Below are 17,787 nucleotides of genomic sequence, written 5' to 3'. Positions count from 1 at the left end.
AAAGCCTTTCATTTCAGTTGCTCTTTTATTTCGTCAATTGTAAAGCCTTGCTCCTTCAATTGCTGAATAAGAGCCAAACGCTCCAGCGACTGTATTTGATGATAGCGTCTCGTCAAACGCGCCTCCTCTTGCACAAATGGGAGAAGGCCTTGTTCCGTATAATATTTCAGCGTACTGTAACGCATGTCTGACAGCCGGGCAAGCTCGCTAATCATCACGTACTCCGACGCCAAAATTTTCTCGATGCTTCTTCTTCTCGACATATTGAACTCCTCTTGTTACACCATGACCGCAATGAAGACGGCATCCATTTCAGAAATGAGCTGCTGGATACGCTTAATCGTTCTCCATTCTTCCTCGTAGACTACTTGCAGCTCTTTCAGCCGGCTTTTCAGCTGGTTTTGTTCATAGTTCGAAAAATAATGTTTAAGCATTTTCGCTTTTTCCAGCAAAAAGCAAAGAGCCGCCGTTTCCTTTGTGACCGTTCCCTCTTCTAGCAACTCGGCCCGAATTTTTTGTACGATTGGGTCTTGAGCATCCTGTATGACGATTGGCTTGCGGCTTTTAAACAGGCCGAGGGTACGTTTTTCCTTTATTTCGAGCAAACGATGCTTCATTAAAGATGCCGTGACCGCTTCATATACATAGCTTCGCTTCTTCCTATCATTATAAAAAACAGTCATCCACTTCTTGAACTTTTGCGGCTTTTTACTTTCTTTAATGAGCCGAAGTAAGCGGTCTGCCGCTTCATTTTCCAAAGGCGCTTCTTCCTTGATTGTAACGGCATCCTTCTCATCCAGCTCAATTTTTCCCTGCAAGCTTAAATCAATGAATAAGGCACCAATACTGAACAATTGAATTGTTTTTTCCTTCCCGGCAAAATTTCCGGGCGATTGATTATATTTCCAGGCAGTTAGTGAAAACTCTTCGGCAATCGTTAAATCAGGCAGCATAGCACATCCCTCACTTTGTGAATTTTTCACATTCAAGTTACTACTTATCACTTACTATTTAGATTGTATACTGAATGTGAAAAAAAGGGCAACAAAAAAAGCACCGGTCTTGTTCAAACAACCAGTGCCTCCCTTTTTATAATAAGCTAATAACAGAACCGCCAATTGCTGCTACTACAACGACAATCCACGGTGCAATTTTCCAATACACAAGCAACGTGAACGCTCCAAGTGCCAGCGCAAAATCAGCTGGTCCCTTAACCGCACTTGTCCAAACCGGATCATAAAGAGCGGCTAATAAAATCCCGACAACTGCCGCATTAATGCCCATTAATGCCGCTTGGAAAGCAGGTCTTCGTCTTAATGCATTCCAAAATGGAAGCGTTCCGAGAACGAGTAGAAATGACGGAAAGAACATGGCGATCGTTGCGACAATTGCCCCTTGCCAGCCTGACATAATCGTTCCTAAATAGCCGGCAAATGTAAAGAGCGGGCCTGGCACCGCTTGTGTTGCCCCGTAACCAGCAAGAAATTCTGCTTCGGTCACCCAACCTGACGGAACAACCTCACGCTCCATCATCGGCAAGACCACATGTCCGCCGCCAAATACGATTGAGCCGACGCGATAAAACGTATCAATCATCGCGATCCATAAAGACGGTGCTACTTGGCGTAAAAGCGGCAAACCTGCAAGCAAAGCAAAAAACAGCACCCATGCTATAATACCTGTTGATTTGCGAATCGTAATCGCCATATCTTCTACTGGTTTCATCTCCGTCTGTCTGTACAGAACATAACCAATGATACCAGCGGCGACAATCGTTAAAATTTGGCCGAGAGCACTCGGATAAAATAATGTAACGAAAGCGGCGATAACCGCCATTGTAATTCTCGTGCGGTCAGGCGTCAAGTTTTTCCCCATGCCAAGCAATGCTTGCGCAACAACCGCTACCGCCACGATTTTTAATCCATGAATCCAACCGGCATCTGCCGCGTCAAATCCTTGTAACACGTAAGCAAAAATAATAAGTGCAATAACAGAAGGCATCGTAAAGCCAATCCATGATAAAACTCCGCCCATAATGCCACCGCGTACCATTCCGATGGAAATGCCGACCTGACTGCTTGCAGGTCCAGGCAAAAATTGGCATAGCGCCACTAAATCCGCATAGCTTCGGTCATCCAGCCAGTTCCTTTTCTTCACATATTCATCACGGAAGTAACCGAGATGGGCAACAGGTCCGCCGAATGACGTTAACCCGAGCTTCGTGGATACAAATAAAATCTCAATCCACCTTCTCCATAGTGATGTCGATTCATTCATGTTCTGTTTCCTCCTCTTCCTTCAATACTTCTTTTGCCAGCTCACGGATTTGCCGCTTCGCTCCTTCGAGCACTTCACAGCCTTTTTCCGTCGCCCTATAATACTTTCTTACTTTGCCGTCCACCACTTGCTCCGTCTTCACTAACAGCCCTTCTTTTTCAAGCTGATGAAGCGTCGGATAAATCGTGCCCGGACTAATTTTATACCCGTGAGAGGCGAGTTCCTCCATCATATACGCCCCGTAAATCGGCTCGATTTTCGCGTGGTATAAAATATGAATTTTAATCGACCCTAAAAAAAATTCCCGCAGCACCCTCTATACCTCCTCCTGATATCAATTTCTGATATCGGATAATGATATTATAGCAAAAATTTCCCCTCCTTTTTGTAAAGTGTTTGTTAACTTTCCTTTCGTTATCCACGAAAGGAAAGTTGAGCCATCAATAAGGCTACGTATGCGCGGCAGCCTCATTTTTCTTCCCGACGAATGGCCGGATTAAGTTCAAGCAAGGTGTCAATGAACCGTTCTTTTTCTTTCGGTGATATGATAATCGCATAGCCGCCCACCCCTTCCTTGCGATACGTAATTTGCAACCGATTGATAGACAGCGCCGGACTTGAAACAGGATTCCGTGTCGGCTTAATAGACTCGATATCCGCCACAGGAATTCGCCACCTAAACGATCCTGCCTTCACTATTAGTATCCCCTCTTCCACACTATATGAAGTGGTCGCGACGATCCATATTAAAAACACATTCACGGCCAGTAAAACAAAACCGCTGAAGATGTCACCTTCCTCCACGATTCTTTCCACACTTGATGCGATCATTAGCACAAAAGTAACCGTGATGATGCCCATTAATATAGGTCCTTTTTTCGATGGAAACTTCATTCTTCTCCTCTCCTTTCGTCGTATTCTTTCTATTAATATATACGAAGGAAAAGAAGAAATGTTTCACTCCATTGTCTTACCTCTTTACTGTTCAGTAAGCCATTCGTTCATCATATGAATGATGAGATTTTGCTGGGCTTTGGCAGAGATGGTTGCTTGGTTATCCCCTTTTTGAGGGCCATACATGCCAAATTGCGCATGATTGCCGCCTTTGACTTCATAGAGAACCGTTTTCTTCGATAATAAAGATTCCGCTTCTTCTATTTTCGCCACTGTGGACAAACCGTCGTTCTCGGCAAAAATAGATAAAATCGGAATATCGGTTTGGGCAAAATTTGTACGATTGCTCGGATAGGACGCTAACAAAATGAGTCCATCAACCGTTGAACGGTTTTCATATACAAAAGAAGCCGCTACAACGCCTCCTAATGAATGGCCACCGACATACCACGTTTCAATCGAAGGATATTCGTTAATCATTTCCCACGCTTTATCCGCCTCAAACATCGGCAAATTAAATCTCATCTTCGGAATCCCGACGAAATATCCTTGACTTGCAAGCTGTTCACCAAGATAGCTGTAAGCTTCCGGATTAACCTTCGCGCCCGGATACAAAATGATCCCTACTGCCTTGCTTTCTGTCGGCTGAAAAACAAGCCAATCTTCTTCATAAGAAACGTCATGTACTAAACGATTCAACTCTTCAGACGGCTCATATGTTTGCTGTGACCAAATCCAAAACGCGGCACAGCCGATGATTACAAGTGCCATCACACCCACAAGTCCGTATTTCATAAATTTTCTCACGTCAAGCCTCCTAGCGCTTCCTGACAAGCTCATTTTTTTAGTATTTACCTTCCTACTAAAAAAATCAACCGTTTAGAACTGAAGGAGCTATCTTGGAAATTCCAACCCCTTTAACGAATCGCTGTTTTTTATTTCAGACAAAATGGACCGTTTCTGAAAACGAGTCGTATTCCTCGGTTTTCGTAACGGTCCATTTTAAGGAGCTGTCTGAAATCTCGTTTCAGCAGCACCGCTGCCTATTCATTAGCGTAATTGAGCTGGCATGCCTTTTAATGCACCCATGAATTCGTTGAATTCTGGAATGTTCATTTGCTGAGCAGAGTCGGACAATGCGACAGCTGGATCTGGATGAACTTCTGCCATTACACCGTCTGCACCAATCGCAATCGCCGCTTTCGCGCATGGAAGCAATAAGTCTTTTCGGCCTGTTGAGTGTGTCACATCGACCATAACTGGTAAATGCGTTTCTTTCTTTAAAATCGGTACAGCTGAAATGTCTAATGTGTTGCGCGTTGCACGCTCGTATGTGCGGATACCGCGCTCACAAAGGATGATGTTGTTGTTTCCACGTGACATAATGTACTCAGCTGCATTAATGAATTCTTCAATCGTTGCCGCTAACCCGCGTTTTAATAAAATCGGCTTATTAACTGAACCGGCTGCTTTCAACAGCTCGAAGTTTTGCATGTTGCGTGCTCCAATTTGAATGACATCTACATATTGCAGGGCTGTTTCAATATCTTGCGGTGTGACGATTTCACTGATGATGGCTAAATCCAACTCATCTGCTACTTGGCGTAAAATTTGCAACCCTTCCTCACCTAGTCCTTGGAAATCGTACGGAGATGTACGAGGCTTGAACGCACCGCCGCGCATTAATTTAATGCCTTGTTCTTTCAAGGCTAAACCAACTTGCTTCACTTGCTCGTAGCTTTCTACTGCACAAGGCCCCATTACGAAATGAAGGGTGCCATCGCCGACTTTTTCACCCTTAATGTCGACAATGGTGTCTTCCGCTTTTTTCTTACGAGATACAAGCAATGCTTTACGGTGGTCATCTTCTTGCAGCTCTAAGCTTGCTTTGAAGATTTCTTTGAAAATATGCTGAATCGTTGATGTTTCGAATGGACCGTCATGATGCTGAGCAATCATATCTAAGGATTCGCGCTCACGAACAGGGTCAAAGCGTTTCGTGCCTTGCGTTTCTTTTAATTGCCCGATTTGCTGAGCAATCTTTCCGCGCTCATTCAATAGCGCTAAAATTTGTAAGTTTACCTCGTCAATTTGTTTACGTAATGTTTGTAATGTTTGGTTTTCCATGTGATTCATCCTCCTAAATTGTCAATGATAATAAAAAAGTCCCTACTGGTTGTTGCCAGTAGGGACGAATTTCTTCGCGGTACCACCCTAATTATGAACCATTATTTGTCCATTAGATTGATCCCGAAAAAAACAAAACGCCCCTACTGTTAACCAGTAGGGACGAGATTTCTCGCGGTACCACCCTAAATTATGAACATATGTTCATCGCTCTTTCAACATAACGGCTGTTGACCGTCTTTTTCCCCGCGTTCCTACGCTTCGAAAAAGATGCTCAAGGGGTGAATTTCATGCTCCTTTTTGTACTGATTCGCACCAACCATCAGCTCTCTGAATACAGGGAAAGTTACACTACTAACGTCCTATCATCGCTTAGCTATTTAAATTTTCATTTTTTTCGAATTATATTGTCTTTCTTGTTTTGTATTATAGTGCGGAAACAAATGGCAAGTCAATAGATTTTTAGAAAAAATTTTTTGTAAACGTTTTATTATTCAGTAAATTCTTTTCGGCTATGCACAAGTTTATTTTATTAAGGGGGTGTGAAACGTGGAATCCCCTCTTTTTTCGTTATTGCATTTTCAATTGAACCGCTTTTAGCTTTCCTTCCATCGAATGAACTTTATCACGACGGTCATCGATGCGAATATTTGTGCACACGCGCTGTAAGCCATGTTGAAACGGCACTTCATGGATTTCTTGAACAATTTCCAATAAATCTTTTAAATCCCCTTCAATGAGCGTACTCATAGGCGTCAATTGATATTTAATGCGCCCTTCATGCTTTTGAAGCACAGTATGTATTTCCGCTACGTACTCGCTCATGCCCGGCGTACTTGTACCGAGCGGGATAACGGTAATATCGATAATAGCCATTTGTTTTCCCTCCGCTGATCATCTTTATGCCCCCATGCCGTTTTACTAAAAACCGCACAAAACACTTATTTATCATACCATACAAAAAAGAATCGGTTCCATTGGCCTTAGAACCGATTCTTTTTTGTATGTTGCGTTTATCTAGCCGAAAATGGGGAATAGACTTCTACACCCCTTTTTTCGTTAGCCTTCACCAATATGCTTGAATGGCTGAAGGCTAATTTAACATAGATTCGTTGCCTCGTATTTTTGCAATGAGACGCCATTATACAAAGCTTTTGCTACCGATGTAACGCTCCGACCAATAAGAGCTGCTCATTGAGGCAACACTTACCCCTTTTGACGAAGAACTGTGGATGAATTTACCGTCTCCAATGTAAATGCCGGCATGTGAAGGGCCTTTTTTATATGTTTGGAAAAAGACAATATCCCCAACTTCCGGTTTGCTCACCTTTGTTCCTTGCTTGTAAATCCCTTCAACCGTTCGAGCTAAATCTACACCCGCTGCTTTTTCATATACATGGTTTAAATACCCGCTGCAATCAAAGCCTTTCGGTGTCGTTCCCCCCCATTTGTAAGGTGTTCCCGCATATTTTTTTGCTTCTTTGACTACTTCAGCACTTTTATTGACAGTAGCAGAGCCTAATAACCGAAAAACGGTTTTTCCCGCAATGCCGTCAGCAGGCAGCTTGTTCGCTTTTTCAAAACGGTATACCGCATCTTTCGTGATATTCCCGTAATATGTAGTCGTATTTCCCTTAAAAAATCCTTTTTGCTTTAATGCTTCCTGAAGCTGTTTTACATCAGCATGGTTCATACCTGGCTTTAATGTCATGTCACCCATTTTCGCATGGCCGATCGTCGGCAATAGCGTCAGCGATGAACATAATGCCAAGGAATATATCAACTTTTTCATGAAAAATTTCCTCCAAAACTAGAATCTGCTAAACAAGAACGCTTTCATTCTATCAATGAAATGTTACAGTGAAAGAACGGTTATATTACAGAAATGTTACAAAATTCGACATATTTCTATGTACCCACAACGGAAAATAGGCAAAGGTCGCGGGTTTTTGTTAATAAATGAAAAAAGGGTATGGGAAAAGAGGAAAATCACCCTTTTCACATACCCTTTTTAATCTTTTTTTCATTTCTTAAATAATGCCGAGAACATCAAGGAATACGATGATGATCGCGATTGGTGCCACAAACTTCAAGGTTAAAAGCCATAGTGAGAACCATGATTGAACACTACCTGCTCCCTGCTCTAATTCATTCATAAGCAGCTTCTTGTCCATTTTCAACGGAATGAACAGCGCAATTAATAGCGCACCAACTGGCAATAAAATATTACTTACAAGAAAATCGGCTAAGTCAAAAATGTTTTTTCCAAACATCGTCACTTCGCCTAAGATTCCAAAAGAAAGAGCAGATGGAATTCCGACTACAAAAATAAGCAATCCAGACATCCATGACAATTTCTTTCGTTTTTGCTGCTCGCCTTTTGCCAGCGATGCAACGATGATTTCAAGCATAGAGAATGCCGATGTTAATGTTGCGAATAAGAAAAGTGCTAAAAATAGCGTTAAAAACAAGCCGCCAAACGGAATTTGGCTAAAAATCGACGGTAAGACGATGAATAAAAGTCCAGGTCCTGCTGTTGGCTCCACACCAAGTGCGAACACAGCTGGAAAAATCGCCAAACCGGCAAGCAATGAAATGATAATATTCAAAGCAGCAATTGACACCGCTGATTTTGGCAAGTTTTGATTTTTATCTAAATAGGAGCTGTACGTGACCATTACAGACACCCCAACACTCAATGAGAAGAAGGACTGTCCGAGCGCAAATAACACCGTTTCCGATGTAATCGCCGAGAAGTCAGGCTTTAAGAAGAAAGCCACACCTTCCATCGCATTATCAAGCGTTAATGAACGAACGATAATCGCAATAAAAATAACAAACAATGCTGGCATTAAATATTTATTCGCTGCTTCAATCCCGTTTTGAATACCGCGGGCTACAACGACAATCGTAATGATGATGAATAAAAATTGAGCACCTACCGCTACTCCTGGATTAGAGATCGTTTGTCCAAATAACGTCTCATAATCGGACGTACCAGCTAATTTACCTGTCAGGCTGAAAAACAAGTATTGTAAAATCCAGCCCCCAACTACACTATAGAACGATAAAAGAATAAAGGACGCAACAACACCTAAATGGCCGGTAAACGATAAAATCGATTTCGGCGCGATCGCTTGATATGCGCGAATCGCTTCTTTTTGGGTACTTCGTCCAATGACAAATTCACCGATTAAAAGTGGTAATCCAAGTAATACGGTAAACAAAATGAACAGTAGGAAGAAAGCCCCTCCTCCGCTCGTTCCCGCCACATACGGGAGTTTCCAGATGGCGCCGATTCCAATGGCAGAACCGGCTGAAGCTAAAATAAAGCCCAGTTTCGAGGTCCATTGTTCTGATTGATTCATATGCATTTCCCCATCTCTATATTTTAAATATTGTTCCATCTTATACTAGATTGTTTTATTAGAAAAGAGGGAAAGTTAGATTTTTTTCACTTTTCGGTTTACATAATATTATTACGTTTAACTATTTGGCTGTCCGCTTGTAGTCTGTCGCTTGCGCAAATTCATCCTTTGTTCCGACGAAAAAATTTTCTTCCCCGGGATTGGTTTTACTTTCACGACCTTCTGTCGCTCCGTGAATCATTTCTCCCGGCGTTAGCTCTTTCCGCTCTCCGACTTCTGTCACATAATAATATTTGTTCGTTGCCCACCCTTCGTGGGTCACCGTCGATTTCACTCTACTTTCCCCGTTTTCATTCACCTTAATGACCGTATAACCGTCTTCTGTTGCTGTTTCAGCTCCAGCGTCTTTATCAAATTCCACTCTCACCCATCCTGTATAACCTTCTGGAATTAAATAAAGATTTGGCGCTACAGCATCATCCCCGCTGCATCCTGTCATCCAAAACATAAAGCAAACCGCCCATAAATAAAACAGCTTCTTCAATGTATGATCTCCCCTTCATCTAAGCTAATACGTTTATTGTTCAGCCTAAAGATGAAATCTATACGATAAGAAGCGCCTTTACTTTAAGAAGGCTGAACGAAAAAGGAGTAGTTTTTCCCTTTTTCGTCCAGCCTCGTCTATTTATCCCCTATTACCGGGCAGTAAGACCGCCATTGGTGGAAGTTTTTTATTATGCTTCCGTCACCGCGAATCTTTGAATACGAACGATAATGCCTGTAATAAGAATTACAACTAACACGGGTACAAGCCACCCAAGTCCTTGGCTGTATAATGGCAATGTTTTTTCATAAAACGATACAATCGACTGCATCCAAGTGAAATACGCAATGCCAAATAAATCACAAAACGTTTTGAGTCCGTCAATTGTACTAATCATCAATGTCACAACAATTGCCGACATATACACAACACGTGAATGATTAAACAACGGTGATAAAAACGTTAAAATCATTAACGCAATCGCAAGCGGATAAAGGAACATTAACACTGGAATGGAGTACATAATAATGTTCGATAATCCGAAGTTAGCAATCACAAATGAAAAGACCGAAAAGAAAATAACAAACACTTTATAGCTTACTTTCGGTAATAGCGTGTGGAAATACTCCCCGCAAGCTGTAATTAAGCCAATGCTTGTCGTTAAACAAGCAAGGATGATAATAACGGATAAAATGACCGTTCCAAGGCTGCCGAAATAGTGTGACGATGCATTGCTCAATACAGCGCCGCCTGTCTCAAAAATCCCAAATGCTTCTGTGCTTGTTGCGCCTAAATACGCAATCCCAACATAAATAATCGCAAGCAGCGAAATCGCGACAAGTCCTGATTTAATCGTTGCAGACAAGACTTCTGCTTTCGACGTCACGCCCATCGCACGAACAGCATTAATGACGATAATTCCGAATACAAGTGATGCAAGAGCATCCATTGTGTTATACCCTTCAAGGAAGCCTTTCGCAAACGCCCCGCTTGTGTACGCTTCTTGAGGTGCTTGAATGGCTCCCATCGGTTTCACAATGACCATAATTAATAAGATTGCAAGAAGAAGAATGATCCCTGGCGATAAAAACTTTCCGACACGGTCGACAATTTTCGCAGGATTGAGAGAGAACCACATTGTCACACCGAAAAATACTAGTGTGAAAATAAACAAACCAACCTGAGAAGCTCCGCCTCCGATTAATGGCGCAATCCCAATATCATACGCAACAGTCCCTGTACGAGGTGTTGCAAAAAATGGTCCAATGGTTAAATAAAGCAAGGATGTAAAAACAATCGCATAAACTGGATGAACGCGACTCGCAAGTTGCTGTAAGTTTGAACTCCCCGAAAAGCCCATCGCTAAAATACCAAGAAACGGCAAGCCTACTCCTGTAATTAAAAAGCCAATGATGGCAGGCCAGAAGTTTGTTCCTGCATTTTGACCGAGCTGCGCTGGGAAAATAAGATTTCCTGCTCCGAAAAATAGAGCAAACAACATAACTCCTATAACAAGATAAGACGAAAATGATAATTTAGTCTTCATAACCCAATTTGTTCCTCCTAAGAAGTGAGATCTAATTTCGTTCAATAAAACAATCGCTCTATATGCAATATGTCACTTGAATCCTTTCACTCGCACTATATTACTCCTATTGTGACGAAATTTCAATATATTATCATAAAATATTTTGAAAATTTAAAAGTGACAGAAATTGCCTACAAAACTCCTAAAAAAGAGAATACTAGTTACACTAAGGGTTTAGCTAAATGAAGGCATTTTCATAAATTCGAAAAGTATTTTTCTGAAATACAAGAATATTAAAATAACAAAAAGACACCGAAGTAATGAACTCCGATGTCTTTTTATTCTCTCTTAGTACGTTAAGCTTCCCGCGACGACAAGGCCGACAACGATACCGGCAGCAAACAAGCTGAAGCCGATGGCCGTATTGCCTTGTTCCACTTGTTTCGCCAAACTGGTTTTCGGTGTGAGCACAAATTCAATAATCCAGTACGCCACTACTTGTGTCACGATTCCGATTAAGCCCCAAATGAACGCATCAAGTAAATTCACACTACTTCCCCACACCGTATACAACACGATGCCAAGACCAATCATTTTTCCCCATAGCTTCAGGGCGACAGCGATATTGCCCTCTTTAATCAGTTCACGCTCCGAAAACTTCGTTGTCATCATAAACACAGTAAGTCCAAGCAAAATAAGAACAACACCTGTCCCGACATGCGCTAAAAAATTAAAAAAACTTGCTGAAGAAATAAACTGCATCACTGTTCCTCCTCTTTATACGTGCCTACCGGCAAAAAATACGATTCATTATCGGTAATTTGTCTTCCGGCTCGAATGCCGATGGCGCTCGCTTCGCCGTTCACATAAAAGCATCCGTACATGTAGCGGACACGCTTTTCGCCCGCTTCCGTTCGGATCATCGTTTCCGGCAACTCGATAAACTGCTGGTACACAGGAAGTGCTTCCTCGTACGTTTTATGAGCATCTTCATCGATTTTTTCGCCCGTCGCTTCGTAAATTTCCACGGTATCCCCTTCGCGTCCGAACGATGGTTTTTTCACGTAATCCATGCCTCGCTGTAAAAAAACATCTTCATCTAAATACGTTGGCAAAAAATACGTCTGTATCCAAGCATGTTCTTCTTCCGTGTAAAACGGATGCTGCTCTTCATGTAACCCCCAAATAAGCGCCATGACTGCTTTTGATTGCAGCAAAAACGCAGACGGTGGGTTTAAAACGGCCAGCTCTTTTTCTTCCACAAACTCCATGAGCCATTGCCCGACCTTTTCCTTCGTGTTCGGGTCTTCATCATGAATAAGATGCTCAATCGGATATGTCTGTCGGTATAACACGTCAATTTTGTCACCATTTTGGTCATAAAGCCCACGCGCTGCTATCATCTGCCCGTTTTCCACAACCGGTTCGTTCACAATACGCAGCTGATCGAGACTCATATATTGGCTGTGTTCTCCGTACAGCTTCTGCAAATACATCGTCGTCAGCCGATCTTCATCATGATCGCCATGTGAAGCAAAAACGATGTTCGGTACCTTTCGTTTTCCAAGTGACTGAAATGCACGGTAAACCGCTTGGCGAACGGCTTTTGCCAGCGCCTGTTCACACCCTTCATTCGGATCCTCCAAACCGAACGCCTCACATACCTTTCCGTTGACGAAAAAGGTTTCCTTAATGAACGTTGGAGTATCCGCATTTAATTCAAGAAGCTTCACCTCATCCGCTGTGACAACTAAATCCAAACGGGCAATGACGCTTTCAAACGGGAGCGTATAAAGGCGAATAAAGCGCAAGGACTCCGACGGAAAGCCTAATTGAAGCAACGTCTCGTCATCAAGTTGCCGCAGCAGCGGTGCCGTTTTCGTAAAAAGGTGCCCGATGCGATTTGCTGCCTTCCGGATACGGGCCACTTCACTTCGATGTTCCTGCTTCACATCCCACAGCGCATACTCCATTCCATACAAGTCATGCCAAAATTGATCTATCTTTTGATAAAATTGCTGTCTTTGTTCTCGATGCGTGTTCATTTAGCCACCGAACCCGCCTTTTGTTCCACTGCCAATACCTGATTTATATTGGCTCGAATAGGATTGATACAGAGAACTGCTTTTTAACGATTGTTTATTGGAGTAAATGCTTCCCCCATAATAGTAACCGCCATGGTAGGACGAACGGCTATCATCACAGTAATACGTTCCTGTGTCACGATCCCAATCCCAGTCATCACACTCATACCCGGTCGGTTCAGGCGGGCGGTTTTGCCCGCAAGCCGTCAGTGATGCAGCGAGAGCGGCCGTCAGCACACCTGTCATCATTTTCTTAGTTTTGTTCACGGTGAAATCCCCTCTCCCTCTATTCAAATCATATAACCGGTCGGTGTCACATAAAGCACATATACTTTTCGGTCTTCATCAATTTCCGCTGAGTCCCGCTCCCATTCTTTTCCGTGCTCATATGTATAAACACTGCCAATCATACTGAGCACATCAAGGTGGTTATGCATAAGCTTTGACGCAATGAGTGGATGACTTTTTGAAGCATTGAGCTCGCGTATTTCCAGCTTAATCCCGTTCGTCCGCTCTTCTTGTTCTTGGATGCCGTCTTCAAATACTTCCACATAAATGATAAACAGTTGATCTTCAATCGCGGATGAAAGCTGCTTATATGTAACGCCGTCTTTCACAAAAAACTCGCATTCCCGCCGCGCTAAAATTTGCTCAAGCTCAATATCTGGATAATGATAAATGGGAACGAATTGTTCCGCTCCTTTTTGGAGGCGATACTCCAATACAGCAGATCGAAATCTCATAGCTCTCTCCCTTTTCTGTATGTTTCTAACAATATGTACGATGCATAGGGCGAAAATGTTTCATATTTTTGTCAAATGCGGGGCATTATTCCATCTTCTAGTTTACCATATTCCTCCTAATCAGCACGACGACAAAAAGACCGTTTACGAAAACCCTTCATATTCCAGAATTTTCGTAACGGTCCATTTTGTGAAGTTATTTTAGTTTTCTACCGGAAACCAGCCCGGTGTATTCATAATCGCGTTCCATAAATAGTCCGGAACGACGAGCGTGTCTTTGTCATCTTTTGAAAGCGTTGTGCGAATTGTCTCTTCTTCGCCATTTTTCACTTTTTCTACCCAATTTGGTTCCATAATTAGTTCACGTCCGAGTGCCACTAGCGGCACACCTGTTTCCATCGCTTTAACGACATCATTCGGTGTGTGAAGTGAACCAACGCCGATGATTGGCACAAGATGGCCGACACGCTCTTGAATGATCGTTACACGGGAAGCTGAATCACCTTCATCACGAATCGAACCTTTCCAGAAATCTTGAACCGATACGTGAAGGTAATCAAGTTCCTGCTCAGCGAGTCTGTCAACAAGCGCAAGCGTATCCTCCATTGTAATCCCTGGGTTCTCCGTCTCTTCCGGAGAAAAACGATAACCGATTAAAAACGGCTCTTTCGCATGCTGCTCGACCGTTTTCTTTACAACATCAATGATTGCAAGCGGAAATGCCATTCGTTTTTCAAGCGTTCCGCCCCATTTGTCTGTACGACGGTTGGAGTGCGGAGAGAAAAATTGTTGAATTAAGTATGTGTTGGCACCATGAATTTCTACTCCGTCAAACCCTGCCTCAATGGCACGGCGCGTGGCGTCACCAAAAGCGGCGATAATATGCTCAACTTCTTCTCCTGTCAATTCTCTCGGTGTGACCGCTCCGTTTCGCTCAGGCGCAACGGCACTGGCACTGACCGGTTGACCGTCCGACAATTCTTCCGGTGGGCACATTCGGCCGCCGTGGAAAATTTGCAAAATCGCTTTCGCTCCTTCTCCTTGAATCGTTTTCGCTAAACGTGCCAAACTTGGGATCATCGCATCAGAGTCCGCCCCGAACTCCCCATGAAATCCTTTCCCATCTCTCGTTACGTAAGCACAAGCTGTAATAACTGCCCCTACACCGCCAGATCGCTCACGGTAGTACGCGAGTTCCTCATCGGACACTTCGCCATTTTCATGTGAAGCAAAGTTTGTCATTGGCGCCATCATCACACGGTTCGAAAGTTCAACGCCGCGCTTGAACGCAAACGATTGAAACATCGGTTGAAATTGCTCGTTCATCGTCATTCCTCCAAATTGTCGTTTTCAACTGCCACATTAGTGTAAAAAAGAATCATCCTACTTTCAAATTATTTGCCTTAAAAATATTTTTCGGACACAACCAGACACCTCTATCACTTCGGACAATCTAGTTTTTCCGTCTTCCATTCGAACAATTCCCGTTGTTTCTTCTTGCTAATCTCATTTTGAACCATTTTCTATCTCCTAGCTTGTACGACAAAAACCTCTCATCGTTCGTTAGGCTTACTGCTCGTTAAGGCGATAAAAAAACAGACAAGCCGATGCTTGCCTGCTGCTAGTCTTCCTTCTTTTTCCCTACTCTTCCCTCACGTTTCGCCGCTTCCTTCAGCAAAAACTCGATATGACCATTGACGCTTCGAAACTCATCTTGTGCCCACCGCTCAATGATTTTGTAAAGTTCCGGATCGATCCGCAAAGGGAAGCTTTTTTTCTTGGCCATTGTTAATACAGACTTCCTGTATTAATGACCGGCTGTGTCCCGCGGTCAGAAATGATGGACACCATAATGTTGTTAACCATGTTCACCTTGCGCTCATCATCGAGTTCAAGTGTACCGTCACGCTCTAGCTGCTCGACGGCCATTTGTGCCATGGTTACCGCACCTTCAACGATTTTTTTCCGTGCAGACAAAATTGCCGTTGCCTGTTGACGCTGCAACATCGCACTCGCAATTTCAGTCGAGTACGCCAAATGGGTCAGGCGCGCCTCTATCACTTCCACACCGGCGACTTGAAGACGGTCTTGCAACTCGCGTGTCAATTCATTCGCCACTTCATCCGCATTTCCCCTCAATGTTAGCTCAACGTCCTCAAACGTATCGTACGGGTATTTCGTGGCGACATGGCGAACAGCGGTCTCGCTTTGAATTTCCACAAATTCTTCATAATGGTCAACATCAAAAATCGCTTTCGCTGAATCGACAACTTTAAACACAATGACAGCGGCGATTTCAATTGGATTTCCTTCTACATCGTTCACCTTCAGCTTTTTACTGTTAAAATTGCGGACGCGCAGAGAAACCGTTTTACGAAGCGCAAACGGCGTTGTTAAAAACATGCCGCTATCGCGAATGGTCCCTAAATACCGGCCAAAAAAGATAACGGCCTTTGCTTGATTCGGTTGGACGATGGTAATACCACTTCCAAGAATGACAGCTGCCAAAAGAAAAGGAATACCGAGACTAAACTGCTGCTCGGTGAAAAAAAAGACCCCTGCCCCCACTGAAAGAAGGACAGCAATAATCCCAACAAACCCGTTCACATACCATGCCTTTCGTTCTTTCATAATACGCACCTCGTTTTCATATTAGTTTTATATCATTATGATATCACTTTTGTATATAAATGGAAAATTTTTAGGTGAAGTGGGCACAAAAAAAGAACGCAAAACTGCGTCCTTTTCATCAAGAGGTTAACGTTCGTTTATTTGTCCTGTCATATGACAAGTAAAAACATACCCCACCATTGATTGCCGAAAAACCAACAAGCAGCATCACAAGAAAAGCGACATCAGGAGCAAAAAGTTGAATCGTATGCCATGGAGTTTGGACGGAACATAACAGAAGGGGAATCCACGCTACAGCTAATAGGAGAAAAAGTACGCCTGCCACTCGCCAGCTTTTTTGGCGCTGCACTCCTAGTCCTGCCTTCGCTTTTTTTAATAAATAAAGTAAAAGAAGAGCCAAAATAAAGAGAACGATTAAAGTAATAAGCTGGATATATGGCACGGACCGAGAAACTTCAGCTGGCACTTCCCCGTTTAACATGCTAATGATGCCTTTTGTCAAATAAGACAGCGCCGCTTCTTCCATAATGTGATTTTTATTCGTTAAAATAACGCCTCCAAAGCCACTTTCAGGTAAGTAAAACATTTCCGAACGGGAATCAGGAGTTGAGCCTGAATGCCAAATCATCGGTTCCAAAAAGTCCGTTTGCGAAATGCGCCAGCCAAAGCCATATTGCTTCTCTCCATCTGTTGATGCGAGAGGTGACAAAAAAGCGCGGCGCTCTCTTCTTGAAGCAAGACATTTCCCTTTTGACCGCCAAGCAGCTTCAAAAATTCAGCCATATCCTTTGCACTTGCCGCTATATAACCGTACGGGGCACCGCCATTATCATATGGTACGCTACTTGCCCGCGGAATCCCAAACCATGACTGATAGCCAGGTTGATACCCTTTTTTCTCAACCGTTTCATAATTAGCGGCGGCGTGCTTCATTCCCAATGGGCTGAAGATGTTTTCTTCCATAAAGCGGGAAAAGGGCTGGCCGGACACTTCTTCGATAAGCGCCCCTAACATTAAGTAATTGGCATCACTGTATTGATACTTCGTTCCAGGAGCGGCTGTCAATTCTACATTCGAGAGCTTTTCTACACTTTTTCGAATGGCATCTCGATCTTTCGAGCCTTGATCTGCTACCAGTAAGCCTGAAGCTGTGCTAAATCCGCTTCGATGGGACAGCAGCTGTTTAATAGTCATGTCGGCTGCAGCTTTCTCGTCCTTCAGTGTAAACCAAGGGAGATACTCGTTTACGCGACCGTCCAACTCAAGCTTGTTCGCTTCTATCAATTTCACGACGGCAAGCCCGGTAAACGATTTGCTTAAAGAGCCAAGCAAAAAAGGAGTCTCGGTCGATACAACCTTTTTCTCTCCGCCTGTAACTCCCCAGCTCTTCGAATAAAAAAGACCGTCCGGCGACAAAAGTACCACCGCCATCCCTGGAATGCGATGTTCGTTCTTATATGACTCGATGTATTGCTCGATGCTCGCTTTCGTTTGTTGATTAGCGAACACGGAAGGCGCAGAATAGACAAGCGTCACACCGTATACAACTATGAGCAAGATCCACTTCATAACATATTTCATACTTTCTCCA

The 17,787-nt window shown here is 43.2% G+C and carries 19 protein-coding genes, 1 pseudogene and 1 other annotated feature; all 20 genes and pseudogenes read right to left on the bottom strand.

The genetic code is table 11. The features are described 5' to 3' along the window. Positions 1–8: 8 nt before the first annotated feature. The 20 genes and pseudogenes from ACXAEO_RS09210 to ACXAEO_RS09115 all read right to left on the bottom strand — a co-directional run bounded on the left by ACXAEO_RS09210 (position 9) and on the right by ACXAEO_RS09115 (position 17,627). A complete protein-coding gene (locus ACXAEO_RS09210; protein ID WP_474880165.1) occupies positions 9–263 on the bottom strand; it encodes a helix-turn-helix domain-containing protein in 255 nt (84 codons plus the stop codon). 15 nt (positions 264–278) lie between these two features. Continuing rightward, positions 279–953 (bottom strand): GOLPH3/VPS74 family protein, encoded by a 675-nt coding sequence (locus ACXAEO_RS09205; RefSeq protein WP_474880164.1) that lies wholly within the window; start codon positions 951–953, stop codon positions 279–281. A gap of 136 nt (positions 954–1,089) precedes the next feature. After that, positions 1,090–2,277, bottom strand: coding sequence for a chromate transporter (locus ACXAEO_RS09200; RefSeq protein ID WP_474880163.1), 1,188 nt, complete (start codon positions 2,275–2,277; stop codon positions 1,090–1,092). Next, a complete protein-coding gene (locus ACXAEO_RS09195; RefSeq protein WP_474880162.1) occupies positions 2,270–2,590 on the bottom strand; it encodes a PadR family transcriptional regulator in 321 nt (106 codons plus the stop codon). The genes ACXAEO_RS09200 and ACXAEO_RS09195 overlap by 8 nt, the downstream gene beginning before the upstream one ends. A gap of 155 nt (positions 2,591–2,745) precedes the next feature. Beyond that, positions 2,746–3,171: a PH domain-containing protein gene (locus tag ACXAEO_RS09190; RefSeq protein WP_474880161.1), complete on the bottom strand. Its 426-nt coding sequence runs from the start codon at positions 3,169–3,171 to the stop codon at positions 2,746–2,748. An 84-nt stretch (positions 3,172–3,255) separates the two neighbouring features. Beyond that, positions 3,256–3,978, bottom strand: coding sequence for an alpha/beta hydrolase (locus ACXAEO_RS09185; protein WP_474880160.1), 723 nt, complete (start codon positions 3,976–3,978; stop codon positions 3,256–3,258). Positions 3,979–4,221: 243 nt separating this feature from the next. Next, complete coding sequence (locus ACXAEO_RS09180) at positions 4,222–5,298, bottom strand: bifunctional 3-deoxy-7-phosphoheptulonate synthase/chorismate mutase (RefSeq protein WP_474880159.1); 1,077 nt, start codon at positions 5,296–5,298, stop codon at positions 4,222–4,224. 155 nt (positions 5,299–5,453) lie between these two features. After that, positions 5,454–5,676: a binding site (T-box leader), on the bottom strand. A 192-nt stretch (positions 5,677–5,868) separates the two neighbouring features. Further along, positions 5,869–6,174 (bottom strand): MTH1187 family thiamine-binding protein, encoded by a 306-nt coding sequence (locus ACXAEO_RS09175; protein WP_474880158.1) that lies wholly within the window; start codon positions 6,172–6,174, stop codon positions 5,869–5,871. A gap of 265 nt (positions 6,175–6,439) precedes the next feature. Continuing rightward, positions 6,440–7,090: a C40 family peptidase gene (locus tag ACXAEO_RS09170; RefSeq protein WP_474880157.1), complete on the bottom strand. Its 651-nt coding sequence runs from the start codon at positions 7,088–7,090 to the stop codon at positions 6,440–6,442. A 238-nt stretch (positions 7,091–7,328) separates the two neighbouring features. After that, entirely contained in the window at positions 7,329–8,666 is a 1,338-nt protein-coding gene (locus ACXAEO_RS09165; protein WP_474880156.1) for a sodium-dependent transporter, read from the bottom strand. Between the two features lie 121 nt (positions 8,667–8,787). Beyond that, a complete protein-coding gene (locus ACXAEO_RS09160) occupies positions 8,788–9,210 on the bottom strand; it encodes a DUF6843 domain-containing protein (protein ID WP_474880155.1) in 423 nt (140 codons plus the stop codon). A 190-nt stretch (positions 9,211–9,400) separates the two neighbouring features. After that, on the bottom strand, positions 9,401–10,756 hold the full coding sequence (brnQ, locus tag ACXAEO_RS09155; protein WP_474880154.1) for a branched-chain amino acid transport system II carrier protein: 1,356 nt from the start codon (positions 10,754–10,756) through the stop codon (positions 9,401–9,403). A gap of 330 nt (positions 10,757–11,086) precedes the next feature. Beyond that, a complete protein-coding gene (locus ACXAEO_RS09150) occupies positions 11,087–11,500 on the bottom strand; it encodes a DUF350 domain-containing protein (RefSeq protein ID WP_474880153.1) in 414 nt (137 codons plus the stop codon). Continuing rightward, a complete protein-coding gene (locus ACXAEO_RS09145) occupies positions 11,500–12,783 on the bottom strand; it encodes a glutathionylspermidine synthase family protein (RefSeq protein ID WP_474880152.1) in 1,284 nt (427 codons plus the stop codon). The genes ACXAEO_RS09150 and ACXAEO_RS09145 overlap by 1 nt, the downstream gene beginning before the upstream one ends. After that, positions 12,784–13,089, bottom strand: coding sequence for a hypothetical protein (locus tag ACXAEO_RS09140; protein ID WP_474880151.1), 306 nt, complete (start codon positions 13,087–13,089; stop codon positions 12,784–12,786). It abuts the gene before it with no gap. Positions 13,090–13,112: 23 nt separating this feature from the next. Continuing rightward, positions 13,113–13,565, bottom strand: coding sequence for a hypothetical protein (locus ACXAEO_RS09135; RefSeq protein ID WP_474880150.1), 453 nt, complete (start codon positions 13,563–13,565; stop codon positions 13,113–13,115). A 201-nt stretch (positions 13,566–13,766) separates the two neighbouring features. Then, positions 13,767–14,891, bottom strand: a complete 1,125-nt coding sequence (locus tag ACXAEO_RS09130) for an NADH-dependent flavin oxidoreductase (RefSeq protein WP_474880149.1) — start codon at positions 14,889–14,891, stop codon at positions 13,767–13,769. Positions 14,892–15,186: 295 nt separating this feature from the next. Then, positions 15,187–15,351, bottom strand: coding sequence for a type II toxin-antitoxin system antitoxin (locus tag ACXAEO_RS09125; RefSeq protein WP_474880148.1), 165 nt, complete (start codon positions 15,349–15,351; stop codon positions 15,187–15,189). Positions 15,352–15,353: 2 nt separating this feature from the next. Continuing rightward, positions 15,354–16,196, bottom strand: coding sequence for an SPFH domain-containing protein (locus tag ACXAEO_RS09120; RefSeq protein ID WP_474880147.1), 843 nt, complete (start codon positions 16,194–16,196; stop codon positions 15,354–15,356). Between the two features lie 118 nt (positions 16,197–16,314). Further along, positions 16,315–17,627, bottom strand: a pseudogene (locus tag ACXAEO_RS09115) (serine hydrolase domain-containing protein). Positions 17,628–17,787 lie beyond the last annotated feature (160 nt).

This window comes from Bacillus sp. ABA4_010, assembly GCF_056159105.1.
Note: the sequence above shows the minus strand (reverse complement) of the source record. Positions and strands in the feature narration are given on the sequence as shown.

Coding starts and splice junctions, on each gene's coding strand:
- ACXAEO_RS09145 (WP_474880152.1), bottom strand. CDS start 12,783: ATGAACACGCATCGAGAACAAAGACAGCAATTTTATCAAAAGATAGAT.
- ACXAEO_RS09205 (WP_474880164.1), bottom strand. CDS start 953: ATGCTGCCTGATTTAACGATTGCCGAAGAGTTTTCACTAACTGCCTGG.
- ACXAEO_RS09180 (WP_474880159.1), bottom strand. CDS start 5,298: ATGGAAAACCAAACATTACAAACATTACGTAAACAAATTGACGAGGTA.
- ACXAEO_RS09135 (WP_474880150.1), bottom strand. CDS start 13,565: ATGAGATTTCGATCTGCTGTATTGGAGTATCGCCTCCAAAAAGGAGCG.
- ACXAEO_RS09200 (WP_474880163.1), bottom strand. CDS start 2,277: ATGAATGAATCGACATCACTATGGAGAAGGTGGATTGAGATTTTATTT.
- ACXAEO_RS09170 (WP_474880157.1), bottom strand. CDS start 7,090: ATGAAAAAGTTGATATATTCCTTGGCATTATGTTCATCGCTGACGCTA.
- ACXAEO_RS09190 (WP_474880161.1), bottom strand. CDS start 3,171: ATGAAGTTTCCATCGAAAAAAGGACCTATATTAATGGGCATCATCACG.
- ACXAEO_RS09130 (WP_474880149.1), bottom strand. CDS start 14,891: ATGAACGAGCAATTTCAACCGATGTTTCAATCGTTTGCGTTCAAGCGC.
- ACXAEO_RS09165 (WP_474880156.1), bottom strand. CDS start 8,666: ATGAATCAATCAGAACAATGGACCTCGAAACTGGGCTTTATTTTAGCT.
- ACXAEO_RS09150 (WP_474880153.1), bottom strand. CDS start 11,500: ATGCAGTTTATTTCTTCAGCAAGTTTTTTTAATTTTTTAGCGCATGTC.
- ACXAEO_RS09175 (WP_474880158.1), bottom strand. CDS start 6,174: ATGGCTATTATCGATATTACCGTTATCCCGCTCGGTACAAGTACGCCG.
- ACXAEO_RS09120 (WP_474880147.1), bottom strand. CDS start 16,196: ATGAAAGAACGAAAGGCATGGTATGTGAACGGGTTTGTTGGGATTATT.
- brnQ (WP_474880154.1), bottom strand. CDS start 10,756: ATGAAGACTAAATTATCATTTTCGTCTTATCTTGTTATAGGAGTTATG.
- ACXAEO_RS09210 (WP_474880165.1), bottom strand. CDS start 263: ATGTCGAGAAGAAGAAGCATCGAGAAAATTTTGGCGTCGGAGTACGTG.
- ACXAEO_RS09125 (WP_474880148.1), bottom strand. CDS start 15,351: ATGGCCAAGAAAAAAAGCTTCCCTTTGCGGATCGATCCGGAACTTTAC.